General features: G+C 39.5%; 8 protein-coding genes and 1 tRNA gene. 4 read left to right on the top strand and 5 right to left on the bottom strand.

Annotated elements, in window-relative coordinates; genetic code table 11:
• Positions 1 to 276: 276 nt before the first annotated feature.
• Positions 277 to 447, bottom strand: coding sequence for a hypothetical protein (locus A9239_RS19490; protein ID WP_155396494.1), 171 nt, complete (start codon positions 445 to 447; stop codon positions 277 to 279).
• Between the two features lie 190 nt (positions 448 to 637).
• Positions 638 to 2779: a PatA/PatG family cyanobactin maturation protease gene (locus tag A9239_RS09525; protein WP_052712673.1), complete on the bottom strand. Its 2142-nt coding sequence runs from the start codon at positions 2777 to 2779 to the stop codon at positions 638 to 640.
• A gap of 328 nt (positions 2780 to 3107) precedes the next feature.
• On the opposite strand from A9239_RS09525, the gene A9239_RS09520 reads away from it, so the two are divergent.
• Entirely contained in the window at positions 3108 to 3674 is a 567-nt protein-coding gene (locus A9239_RS09520) for a hypothetical protein (RefSeq protein WP_048119874.1), read from the top strand.
• Positions 3675 to 3876: 202 nt separating this feature from the next.
• Here the strand turns inward: A9239_RS09520 and A9239_RS09515 are convergent.
• Both A9239_RS09515 and A9239_RS09510 read right to left on the bottom strand, forming a co-directional pair.
• Positions 3877 to 3951, bottom strand: a tRNA-Glu gene (locus A9239_RS09515).
• A 245-nt stretch (positions 3952 to 4196) separates the two neighbouring features.
• Positions 4197 to 5438, bottom strand: coding sequence for a proteasome-activating nucleotidase (locus tag A9239_RS09510; RefSeq protein WP_048119872.1), 1242 nt, complete (start codon positions 5436 to 5438; stop codon positions 4197 to 4199).
• A 1154-nt stretch (positions 5439 to 6592) separates the two neighbouring features.
• On the opposite strand from A9239_RS09510, the gene A9239_RS20925 reads away from it, so the two are divergent.
• The 3 genes from A9239_RS20925 to A9239_RS09495 all read left to right on the top strand — a co-directional run bounded on the left by A9239_RS20925 (position 6593) and on the right by A9239_RS09495 (position 8922).
• Positions 6593 to 6871: a DUF131 domain-containing protein gene (locus A9239_RS20925; protein WP_369815406.1), complete on the top strand. Its 279-nt coding sequence runs from the start codon at positions 6593 to 6595 to the stop codon at positions 6869 to 6871.
• Positions 6868 to 7233, top strand: a complete 366-nt coding sequence (locus A9239_RS09500) for a TIGR00304 family protein (RefSeq protein ID WP_230669014.1) — start codon at positions 6868 to 6870, stop codon at positions 7231 to 7233. Before A9239_RS20925 ends, A9239_RS09500 begins: the two co-directional genes overlap by 4 nt.
• A gap of 414 nt (positions 7234 to 7647) precedes the next feature.
• Positions 7648 to 8922, top strand: a complete 1275-nt coding sequence (locus A9239_RS09495) for an adenylosuccinate synthase (protein WP_048119870.1) — start codon at positions 7648 to 7650, stop codon at positions 8920 to 8922.
• Positions 8923 to 9204: 282 nt separating this feature from the next.
• Here the strand turns inward: A9239_RS09495 and A9239_RS18300 are convergent, their stop codons facing one another.
• The gene (locus A9239_RS18300) at positions 9205 to 12783 is read right to left on the bottom strand and encodes a PAS domain S-box protein (protein WP_048154514.1); all 3579 of its coding nucleotides are present in this window, start codon (positions 12781 to 12783) and stop codon (positions 9205 to 9207) included.
• Positions 12784 to 13357 lie beyond the last annotated feature (574 nt).

The following is a 13357-nucleotide window of genomic DNA, read 5'->3' as shown; positions in this document are numbered from 1 at the left end:
TCTCAAAACAATTTCCTCCTTAGTTCTAACTTCTTGCAGCCATGAGGAGCCCATACTTTTGGTTACCCAAAATGAGTATTTGGATAGATTCAACGAGACAGCCAAAGCTATCCATCACCTCTAAACAGCCTTTTCCACATATTTTTCCAATAACCAGTGGCGGGGATTCATGCTAAAAAGTACGAACATCTACCGCTCACTTCGATTGCATTAGGACTATCCACAAGTACAGATCATTATTCTGTAAATCTTATGGCTGACCTATCATGCAAGTCATTAAGTTGTGACTGCACTTTCCTTAATATTACACATATTCATGCAGAGCTTCCACGCAAGCCCTTGTTTTTTGGAGCATAGAGCAGAGCAATCAGATTGACTTATTCCTGCCTTGATCTTCACAGTACTGATCTTTCTCATAACAGGTTTAGCTAGTACTGGTAGTTTCATCGTAGTTTCCTCCATATTCTTTTCGTTGATTTTTCCATAAATTGAGCTGTTTTGTCGCCATATCTGTGAATATTTAAAATAATCTGTTCCTAAATTATCACTCTCCTCGTCATTTACAACTATTGTAATATAATGGGTGCCATCCAAGGTGACGAAATTCTTGGATGGCACATAAACAAATAGTTTCGATTTAGTATATCGACCAAGAACGTAAATCCCCAATTGAAACCGGTACCACGTCACTAACATCGATAGTAAAGCGGTACACCATTCTTGCGACTTCTTCACGATGGAGAGGATCAAAAAATGTCAGCTTAACATCCCAGCAATCCGAATCTGGTCTGCAAATAGGGCTTTTTTCTGTTTGAATGGTATCCAGCACCATTCCTTTTTCAATCGCATTCTTAAAAACATCCGCAATCTGATACGCATTTGTTGCAGCAAAGTTAAGTGCTCTCTCCGATGAAGCCCTGCCCATATTCATCAACTCATAATACACACGCTCCATGAAGTTACGAATATCAGTTCCCTCCTTATCGGAAAGGTTGAGCACGGCTCTTAAATCTTCAATCAGAACTTTTGTAGACCAGCTAAATATCCCCCTCAATTGCGGTATAATAACCGGAACTATCTGACCTGAAAGGAGTGTTACATTACCTGCAATAACTCCTGGAATCGAAATCCTTTCAATCGATCCTTCCTGGTAGTCTTTCAGAAATTCCAGTAACTGCCGGTAAGCTTCGGAGGCAAAACTGCCCGTCGGATGGATTGCATAAACGGGAGTACCCTCAATGTTAAGGGTCCATATGAGTGACTCAGCATATTCGGGTTTTTTCTCTAAAAGTTCAAACAGCTTCCCTTCAAATGTGGGCGGTTCATCTTTAGGGTTCTTGTGGTGCACAAATCCTTGGATAAAAGCATCTCGTCTCGCTTCACTTCCAAAGTCGTAGCCTGGTACACCAAGAGCATATACTAGAGACCGTCTACTCACAGCCTGTGGCGAAGGAGTCTGCGCAGGCGTGACAGAAGGTTTAGCTACCTCCTGGTTTGTTATTGTTGGTTCTGCCACTTGTACTTCAGATGCAAGAACCTGAGACACAGTTATATCATTTTTCTGCTCATCAAGTTCGTTCGTTTCTTCTATCTTCTTCTTTCTTGGACAACCACATGGTCCTTCTATATTTTCAGTCATTTTATCCTCCTGTATCTGGTTTTTCGCTTGATTGTTTTCTATTGATAGTTCAATAGAATCAGGATTTTCCAGCGCCTTCATCGCGTCCAGGGTAGAAATCTGAGTAGAAGACGCTACTATCTCTGGATTTAATATTGTAAATTCCGAATTCTGCACGCCAAGAAAAGGCAGATTTTTTGAAGATTCCACCAGTCCTATGCCCTCACTCTCCTGAATTTGTGGTATTGAATTAGTACTATCAGTTGCCGCCTTTTGTTGTTTTTTCGTTACAAGGTTATATGCACCTTCAATGTTGAGACGACCTCTTAAGCAACGAGAACGATCTAAAACTTCAGAAGGTAAACAAGGGTGAGCACTCTGGAGAATCGCTTCCTTCACAGCATGCGGATCAGGTTTTTCTCCTCTTTGCTTCTGGATGCTCAACAGCAAAGCAGCAATACCAGTAACTATAGGAGTGGCAAAGCTGGTTCCACTTTTAGTGTCAACTCCACAAGTTTTGGTGACAACTTCGCAAGGGACGGCACCCGGTAATTTATCACCAAGTGCGAGAACACCATTATTTTGATACATCTGTCCCCAATTGCTAAAGTTAAGTGGCAGTCCCTGAACATCCATTGCCCCTACTGCAAGAGTAGAAGAAACGGATGCTGGCACATGGAGGCACGAGCAGCCGTCATTTCCCACAGCCGCAACGATTAAAACATTGCTTTTGTCGCAGAGACGAATAGCCTTAGCAAGTAGAGGGTGAGGTTCACCAGAAGAAACCAGTTCACCGCCACTAATGTTTATAACATGAGCTCCGTGGTCAACGGCTTGTGTGATGGCGTGAGCGAGATCGATCTGAGAGCAGGGTGTAATTGAATCACCAGGTCCATCCGCAAAAACAGGAATGATGAGTCCACGACAGCCGGGTGAAATCCCACGGACAGGACTGTCAGGTTGGCCAAAGATTAAGCTGGCAACATGAGTTCCGTGTTGTGCACTTGGTCCATTCTCGGCAATGCCTGAAACTAAAGTTTCTAATTTAGTTATTTTGGCTTTGTTGAAACATGGATGTGTTAGGTCGACTGGCCCATCAAGGACTGCAATGCAAATATTGGCATTTCCTTTAATTTGCTCTATAATCTCTATTGCCTTCACAATAACCGCCTACAATTTTTACATTGACTGTGAAAGTCTCATAGCAATTTTTTGCTGTGAATTAAGCTAGAATAGAATACGCAGGCAAAAATAGGTAATCCAGATAACATATGTGCATAGTGCGCATAATTCATTAGATATAGGATGGAAAAATGTACAAAATTTGGTTCCACAGTAAGCATTTGCGGGAAACTGATCTAAAATAGAATACTCACAAAAAAATAAATTACCCAGATAACATATGCATAATATGTGCATAACTCATATTATATCTGTATTGAAATATTAATAAATTATATAAGATGTTTGAAGTCCGGGGTGAAATATTTTGAAAACACACCGAATTTCAACCACAATCTCGCAGAGACACTGGGAATTACTAAAAAAATACTCAGAAAAATTTGAAACGCAGCAAAAAACCTTAGAACTTGCACTGGATAATCTGGAAAATAGCTCAAAAAAGGGTCCAGCGTTAACCTTGGAAGAGAAGTACTGGATGCTCATTAAACGGGCAAAATCAGCAGTTATCATCGAAAAAAATGCCTTTAAATTCCTAATAGAAACCACTGATGTTGAGCTTTTAAGTGAGCTTTTCAGCCGAGATAAAATCATAGAATATACAATAGAGCTCTACTTTCAGAAGTCTCTTGAGGAGTGTAGTCTTAAAGAAGTCATAGATGGGTTAGTTATCAATCTCAAGATAACTAACTGGTTTGATACTGTAGATTACATAAATAACGGTGACGATTATAAGCTGATAATGACCCATACATTTGGTTTTATTTTTTCCAAGCTAATTAGGACATCGATAGAAAACATGTTTGAAACTTATGGGGTGAAGGCAGATAGCATAGTTTCTGTAAAGACGATTTTTATGAGAATATCTAAAAATTGACACTTTGCAACCTTAACTTTATTATCTTAGGACAATCCGTTCATTGATTCAAGCTTTAAACGTCGTTTTCTATTACAGTTAAAGATTTCTGCATTTATATTGGAATTAGACTCAAGTATTAAACATAAATGCAATAGATCGGTCTCTTAGTCCTAAAATCTAAAGTTAAAAAAGCTATAGAAAGGTCGTAAAAAAGGAAAAGTGCTCCGATGGGGATTTGAACCCCAGTCGCAGGAGTGAGAGTCCTGAATGATTGGCCGAGCTACACTATCGGAGCAGTTTGTTATTTTATTATACTTTGCCTTTCAGGCAGCATATCTTCAAGTAATTTATAAAATATAAATCTTTCGTCTGAGTTCTTAAAAAATAGAGAAACTGCCGTGATGGTTTTATTCCATCTGGCAAGTTTATATAAATATTCATAAATATTTTCATTTCTCTTTTAACTTATTTTTAAACTTGAAGAGTAATCCGGTTCCCGTTTCTCAGGCTTTGGTTGTCTGTTTGACTATCAGAACAGCTTTATACGAACATAGCCTGAGGAATTGCAGGTTCTTCAGTGCTTACGACTTTTTCATGTGCTTTCAGGAAGTCGGCCATGGTGATCTGTTTACCGCGCCTGCGGAGCACAAAAATTCCTGCCTCTTTGACGATAACGCTGATTTCCGCCCCGCTCATACCGGTCATGACTCTTGCCAGTTTTTCGAAATCCACGTCGTCTGCAAGGTTCATCTTGCGGGTGTGAATTTTAAGGATTTCAGCCCTTCCTTTCTCGTCAGGGAGTGGGACTTCGATAGACCGATCAAACCTGCCAGGCCTGAGGAGAGCAGGATCAAGTAGGTCAATCCTGTTGGTTGCAGCAACAACCTTTACATTGCCTTTAGGATCAAAACCGTCCATCTCTGCAAGTAGCTGAAGCATTGTCCTGTTGACCTCGGCCGAACCACTGGTTCCGTCATAGGTCCTCATGCTGCCAACAGCATCGATTTCATCTATAAAGAGAATGCTTGGGGACTTATCTCTAGCAAGCTGGAAAATGTCTTTGACAAGCCTTGAGCCTTCACCTACAAATTTCTGGACCAGGTCAGATCCCGACATTCGGATGAAGGTTGCTTTTGCATGAGAAGCTATAGCCTTTGCAATAAGGGTCTTGCCCGTGCCTGGAGCCCCGTGGAGCAGGACACCTGAAGGGGGTTCGATTCCGATTTCCTCGAAAAGTTGGGGCTCGGTGAGTGGCAGTTCAACGCTTTCCCTGACTTCCTGAAGTACGTCATCCAGCCCGCCAATCATGCTGTAGTCCACCCCAGGAGAGTTAATGAGCTCCATTACCTGAGCCCGCACATCGGCAGCCCTGCTGACTACGGAAATAATTGAATATGCACCGTTTACTGCAACTCTCATGCCGGGCTCAATCTTTCCAATACATTCTTCAGGGATTTGGGTAAGAACCTCCTGATTATTCCCATGCTGCCTTATAAGTGCGATTTCTCCGTTTACCTCGAGAATAGTTGCAATAAAGAGAGGAGGCTCTGTAAGCTGTTCCAGATGAGCTTTCAATTTGTTGATTTCCTGAAGGTGCCTGCCTGTAGCTACACTTGCTTCAAGGAGTCGGGCCTTCATGGTCTCATTCTGGACTCTCATGATTTCTATTTCGGTTAAGAGAGATTTCACATCTTCAGCATTGATCTTCCCGCTCTCAAGCTGGAGCTCTATCCTTGTTTTGATATCTTCTAGAGAAGATCTTATTGCACTGTCGTCTGGCACTTGAAACCACCTTTTTTATCGCGTGAAATTGAGTTTATACTGTTTATATGATCTAAAGATTAGTTCACTCGGAAATTATTGATTTATAATAAGTTGATTTGAAGAGCAACTGGTCTGTGGGATCTATAATACAGGTCCATGACCAGTAACCAGGCATGACCAGTTACTCAGTCCAGTTACTCATTTAAGCTTTAAGCGTTATTTCCCGGAGGGATTATTCGTCTATATCTTTTATCTATTCGCCTATATCGTTTATCTCAGGATGATCACATTTTGTCTTGGCTTTTACAAGAAGTAAAGCCTGAGAAACGGGAAATCAAGAATTCTATTCATAAAATCCCCGTTGTAGTATGACTCGCAAAGATCAAAGGGTAAAATGACATTTAAAAGGTACTCTTACTTTTCACAGTGAATGTTAACATGTTCAGATTAAATATATACATAAATATAAAAAGGGTATATATAAGTTCCTGCCACGCCTGTAATCATTTTTATATCCCGACTGCCTGTATAATATCCCAGTTAAGAATCTATTCGGTTCTTTGATTAAATTGCTTTCGGGCACTCGTGTCGAATTTATCAACATTTGTATTCCATTCAGTCATCATATTTCTTTTTTCTATATTATACGTGCTGTTGCATTCTCCAGATTCCGGCAAATTATTCAGGAAAGAAGCCAGACCAAAAATTTATAAAAAACTGAGCTTTTAACTTAACTTTTCAGTCAAACCCTTTAACTTAACTCTTCAATTACTTTATTTATATAATTATCTTAGCTCATTATCTTAGCTCATTATCTTAGCTCATTATCTTAGCTCATTAAATTAGATTTTTAAAAGATCAGGCAGTGTCTCGAATTTACTGTAAATTTGAATTCAAGTTTTTACGTACTATGTAGATAATTGATCTTCCGATATGGAATTTTCTACTCCACAACTTTTTGATATTTATTATTTTACAGAAAAATTGGCACACTATCATTAGATTTAAATTAGATTTTTAAGCTAGATCTTTTACTAGTTCTAATCCTGACTGAAAAGAACAACGAATATAACCATTTCCCGACTTGAGCGAAAAAACGTGTAGGAAAATGGCGCCATTTTTTGTAAGCCTTTAAGACAGAACAAACTACGGATGCAAAAAGTTAGAAAGATATGTTTAATAATAAAAGCATTATATTATTCGACATGCGTACATCTCAGGATTTTCTAAGAGTAGGCACAGCAGTTATATTTGTTGGTATTATTATATTATTACTAGGTACAGTTCTTACTATTATACATCATCCAGCAAACAGCCAGATGGGTGGACTGATAATGATCGGTCCAATCCCGATAGTTTTTGGCTCGTCTCCTGAAATAACAACAAATATGCTGGCACTTGGATTAATAATCTCAGTATTCTATCTATTCCTATGGAAAACTAAACGTTGACTGATGAAAGCATGTTTTTTTCGATTGGAATTCTCACAATACTCATCGGATTTCTGCTAATTATGATCGGCGTAGCTTTAAGCATGTACCAGGAATCCAGATCGACGCAAAGCTATTCAAGCAGAACAGACACATCTGGAAAAGGCTCAAGATTTGAGAGCACTTCAAACTTTGAGAGCTCTCTACATGAGAAGCCCTCTGAAAGAAAGGTCGAATCCGAAATCAAAACTGGAGGAGTAATCATGCTCGGCCCGATTCCAATCATCTTCGGAAGCGACAAAGAAAGTGCAAAAACTGTCGCAATCCTTTCAATAATACTCATGCTTCTCAGCCTGCTGATCCTCAGTTTCTCCTTTATCTAAATCTCATTGCCGTCTTTTCTGTCAGGTTAAAATCAAGCACTTTTAAAAAATTTGTATTATGCCTTTTGATCACGCCGGATGAGGTTTTTGGTCAAGATTCCCGCCCGAAAAGTTGCGATCAAAATATTTCAAAAAAATTTGCGGTCGGGCCTTTATTTAAAAGGCCTGCACCACCTGATCCAAAACAAAACTTGGGTAAATCAACTTCCTGAAGCGCGTTGATAATATATAGTCTCTCAGTCTCTCTTGTCATAAGTCGATCATATTGGTTCAGCTCAGTATCTTCATTATCGTTTAGCCTTCTTGAGCGAAACGTAGCGGAGCGAAAAGGGCACCTTCCTCCCAAGACGGGAATCGGGTGACGGGGCTTGGGTAGCAAAAAGTTATTAATAGTTAAGCCCAAATCAGAACTTTATGTTTACGATAATCACGGGCTCGCAGTTCGGTGACGAGGGAAAAGGCAAAATTGTAGATCTTCTTGCAAAAGATTTCGACATTGTTGCCCGCTTCCAGGGAGGGAACAATGCAGGCCATACGGTTAAAGTAGGAGATGAGGTTTACAAATTGCACCTGATCCCTTCAGGTATTCTGCTTGATGCAAGAGTTCTGATCGGGCCTGGGGTTGTCCTGAATCCTGAGGTTCTTGCCGAAGAAATCATAATGTTTGAAAAACACGGCATACAGGTAAATGCCGAAAAGCTTGGAGTCGATGCGAAGACAAGCATAATCATGCCTTACCACATTGAGATGGATGGGCTAAGGGAAGCATCAAGGGAAACGAAAATCGGGACTACAAAACGCGGAATAGGCTATGCGTATATTGATAAAGTGGCAAGAGACGAATTCCGCATGGCTGAACTTGTGAACCGTGAGCGTTTTCTTGCAAGACTTGAGGAACTTGCTCCCCAGAAAGAAAAGGAAATAGCAGCATTGGGAGGAGATCCTAAAATCGTTAGAGACCCTGCACTAATTGAAAGATATCTTGAGCTGGGAAAACAGTTTGCCACTTATGTAACAGATGTTTCCAAAGAAATTAACAAAGCTCTTGATGAAGGAAAACATGTAATGGCTGAAGCTGCCCAGGGTACGCATCTTGATGTTATACATGGGACACAGAAATTCGTAACTTCTTCTTCTACAATTGCAGGTTCGGCTTGTGCTAACCTCGGAGTTGGACCTACAAGAGTAAATAACGTAATTGCTATAGTAAAAGCTTATATCACAAGAGTCGGTGAAGGCCCACTTCCAACGGAACTAACAGGAGAACTCGGAGAAAGACTACAGAAAGCCGGAGGAGAATTTGGGACTACTACCGGTAGGGGTAGAAGATGTGGATGGTTTGATTTGCCTCTGCTGAAGAAAGCCATTGCGCTTAATGGATATACCGAGATTTCCCTGACCAAACTGGATGTACTCTCAGGCCTTAATCCCATCAGGATTTGCACTGGCTACACCTTCAAGGGAGAAAACATTGATTATCCTCCGGAACTTACTGAGGATCTTGCTGAGTGTATGCCTGTTTACGAAGACCTTCCTGGATGGGAAACTGATCTTGCCGAAGTAAAAGCCTTCGATGAACTTCCGGAAAATGCCAGAAATTATGTCAAGAGACTGGAAGAACTGATGAAAGTCCCGATTAACTACATTTCAGTAGGTCCGGGCAGGGCACAGACCTTTAAAAAAGAGTAATGCAATTATTAGGCTTGTAAAGGTCAATTTCCGAATAAATGTGTATAGCAACTGCGGTGGATATGTAACAACACACATATCCTATTCTATTTATATTCCTAACTATTACTCAATTAAAATATATATTATCAAATTATACTATATATTATCAAATTATACTATATATCATCAAATTATACTATATATTACCAAATTATAATCATATATATTACCAAATTATAACCTTATCTATTAACAAATTTTTATCTATTTTTCTTGTGATTTTAAACCTACTTGAGCTGATTATCTTTTATCTATTACTGTAAATCTCATAGTGAACTCTGTGCCATTGTTCCTTTTTAATTCAAACTCCCCATCTAACTGATCTGCGAGAGTAGTTATCAGTTGTATGCCAAGACTATCAACATTTTTAATATCAAGATTTTCAGGAATGCCTACACCATTATCTGAAACAACTAAAATAAAACTGTTAGCCCTATTTGCTTCCTTTTCCTTTTTATATTTACTGTTTTTTTCTCTATGTAATTTAATTTGGATTTCTCCCCTATCTTTGCCGAGAAATGCATGTTTGAGAGAATTAGAAACGAGCTCATTGATAACTATTCCTAAAGGAATACCGGTATCCATATTAAGAAACACATTTTCTTCCAGATCCATTGAGAGGTGGATATTTTTACTTTTAAGGCTGTAAGTCTGGAAAAGATTTTCCGTTAACTCTCTAATATACGTTGAAAAATCTAATGCATCGGTTCCTTCTCCTTTATAAAGTTCTTCGTGGATGAGAGCCATAGATATAACTCGGTTCTGGCTTTCTCTAAAAGCTTCGATAACTCTCGGGTTATCAAACTTATCAGCCTGAAGGTCAAGAAGGGAAGAGATTACTTGTAAATTATTCTTAATCCTATGGTGAATCTCCTTTTTACGTACAATCTCAACATTTGCTAAGGCTTTTTCTGCTTCTTTACGTTCTGTAATATCCTGAATAATTCCTTTAGCTCTAAGAGGGTTGTTTTTTTCATCAAAAATAACTTCAGATTGCATGTGGACTATACGTTCTTCCCCATTAGCCAGGATAATCCTATATTCAATACTGTTAGTTTGTCCTTTTACAGCTTTCTTAATGGCAAGGGCAGCATCCACATAGTCTCGATCATCTGGATGGATGCAATTTAAAAACTCGTTATAAGGTGGTGCTGATTCTTGAGATTCGCGTCTAAATATACGATACATTTCCTCAGACCAGTATACTTTGCTCGTTGCCATATCCCACTCCCAATTTCCAATATGAGACATTTTTTGAGCTTCAGCAAGACCTTTTTCACTTTCTTTCAGCGAGTTGTAAGCTTTTTCAAGTTCTGCGGTACGCTCTTCAACCATTTTTTCTAAATTTTCATGTGCTTTTTTTAACTTAACTTCTGCTTCTTTGCGCTTCGTGATATCACTGGCAGCTCCAAACCATTCAACGATTTCGCCATTTTCGTCTAGCATCGGAACCGCACGCGAGAAAATCCATCCCAGGTTACCATCTGCTAAACGGACTCTATGTTCCAGTTCGTAAGTAGTCTTCGTCCGTATAGCTTCATTGATGACTGCCATTACATGCTGCTGATCTTCTGGAGGAACATATTCATGAATCCATGTGTTGCTTGGGCTTTCCGTATTGGCAAGAAAACCTCGACCATAGAAATATCGCATCTCGCTCCAATCAGGGTTTACGCGATATACCATTTCTGAACTGGCAGTCACCAGAGCACGGAAGCGCTCTTCACTATCCCGCAGCGCCTCTTCGACCCGTTTGCGCTCAGTAATGTCAATGCAAATACCGGACATACGCTGAGGCTTACCATTGTTGTCGTAGGTCGTATTACCAAGGGCATTGATCCACCGCACTTCTCCCGATGGGAGCACGATCCGGTATTCGCTCGTGAGGGATATGTGGTTGTTGATTGCTGTTTCAATCCGTTTTTCCGCAACCAGCCTGTCGTCAGGATAGATCACACTTCTCCATAAGTCAAAGCTAGCATCAGATTTCTTGGGATCTAAACCAAAGAGGCAGAATAGGTCTTTGGACCATTCAATCTTGTCGGCAGACATATTCCAGTCCCATATGCCTGCGCCTGCAGAGACCTGGGCCAGTCTCAAACGTGATTCGCTTTCCAGTAGTGCTTCCTCTGCTCGCTTGAGCTCGGTAATATCACGTGCAGCAGCAAAGACGCCAGTAACCTCATCATTCTCATTTCTATAAACTGAAGCATTGTACAAAACTGGAGTTATATGTCCATCCTTATGCCGAATCTCCAGAGGATAATCCCGAACTTCACTATCTTTGAATACCTGCTGATAGCCTGCACGGGCTTTCTCAGGCTCAGTAAAGTAATCTGAAAAATCAGTTCCAATTAAATTATTTCTGGAATATCCAGTGACCTGTTCTGTAGCATCATTTAAATCCATAATTTTGCCATCAAGCCCGATGGTTATCATAGGGTCAAGGCTGGCTTCAATTAGACTGCGATTATAAAGATTTGACAACTTAATAGCTTCTTCTGCTTTTTTACGTTCGGTGATATCTATGAATGCAGAAATAGATCCGCGTATATTTCCCTGTTCATCAAGCAAGGGTCTTGCATTGCCCAGTACATGTCGTATCTTACCTTCAGCAGATACGATATCCAGTTCGCAGTCGTTTATCTCTATGCCCGTAGCCGACAATTGCGACGGCATATCTTCAGGTTGGAGCTCAACTCCATCCTTGAGTAATTTAAACATCTCGGGCTTCTCTCCTTCAGGCGCAGATTTGGAAAAGTTTGTACCTGCAGGAATTCGTAGCCATTCATAGGAGAGTCGGTTACCAGTTATCTGAAACACTTGAGGGTCATGTGCTATATACACGGCAACAGGCACGGCATCTAACAATACTGTCAATTCCTCTGAACGAGCATGCTCACGTTTCTCGCTTTCTCGTAGTGCATCTACAACTGCATCACGTTCGGCCAGTGATTTAGATAGCTTGATATTGCTGTAGCTTAGTTGTGAAATCATATTAGCAAAAGTCATGAAGAAAGCCATGCTTGTATCCACAGCTTCCCTGCTAAGCCGGGGAACTTTTTTAAGCTTCTTTAGATATTCTTCTTCATTGAAGCCATATTGTCTAGCTTGAGACCGAAAAAGCTCATAGTTCAGAGGCTCGTCATCAAAAAAGAACTGTCCTGAAAATATATTGCCGACGTGCTGTCCTTCTACCATAACTGGAGTTACTACGTCCCACATATTGTTTTTACATTTATACAGCTTATATCCTCCCGGAACAACGCCAGCAGTTAGATTTATGTCACTTTCTACGCAATGCTTGCAGGCTTCAGGACTAACTCTATGGAATTTTATGCAGATATCCTGCCATCCAACACTTACCAGAATATTACCTTCAAGATCAAGTAAAGCCATAGGGATATGAGCAAGCGTATAAAAATCACTCATAAGGGACTGGACTGCTTTCGTATCAATAATCCTGGAAAGCTCCAGTTTTTCCTTTTCTTGAGTTTCGCTTTCCGGACATTTTCTCTCAAGTTTTTTACGGTCACTTATGTCAAATCCGTAAATGTTTACGCATTCTTGTTCAGGCGAGAGGTGAAAAACAATAAAGTATACTTTTTTGCCCATAGTGACTTCTATTTTTTCAATACTTTTCCGGGAAATTGCCCTCTGAACAAAAATTTCGAGACGTAGAGGCAATTTTTCTCCGACCCTTATGCCCCAATCACGCAATAAGGGCTCCCCTGCCTTGTTGGAGTAAAGAATAACTCCATCCTTTGCCACACTGAGCACAGGATTTGAGTCTATTGCTTGAGACTGCTCATTTTTCACTTTCAGTTTCCCCTTAAGTCTCCTTTCTTAGGCAACAAAACAGTCAACTTTCTATAATTATTTACAAATTATATGTAACTATCGCACTATTTTTTATCACTTTAGATATATATAAATTATCTAGTAATCTATGAAAATAATTGTTAACTTTAAAATAATTCAATAGTGTCATCCCTTGATCTATATTATTATGTTAAACCTTCCTTCTTTTATGTTCCATAACAATTTATAACCTAATGATAATACTTTTAAACTTATAAAAGATGCTATTTTCATGTACTTAATTTTGCCTAAAATTGTATAATTAAATATTGAAACTTAAATAATTCTGAAAAGTAAATTAAAGTTTTTAAACAGTGAAGCTTTTACCAAAATTGGAAAGTTGTTAGTTACGGGTTTGGAAGTTTAAGGGTTTGAAAATATAATGATTCACCACTGAACAGTATTTTTTCCATTTTTCCTTCTTTGATAATGTCTTTTAGTGTTTTCTGTCCCTGTTTCTGCAGATAAATATTTTCCATTAAACTTTATTGTTGAATAGTAAACAACTATCAATAACCCATGCAATATCAAT

It is taken from the genome of Methanosarcina sp. A14 (assembly GCF_001729375.1).
GTDB classification, from domain to species: domain Archaea; phylum Halobacteriota; class Methanosarcinia; order Methanosarcinales; family Methanosarcinaceae; genus Methanosarcina; species Methanosarcina barkeri.
Note: the sequence above shows the minus strand (reverse complement) of the source record. Positions and strands in the feature narration are given on the sequence as shown.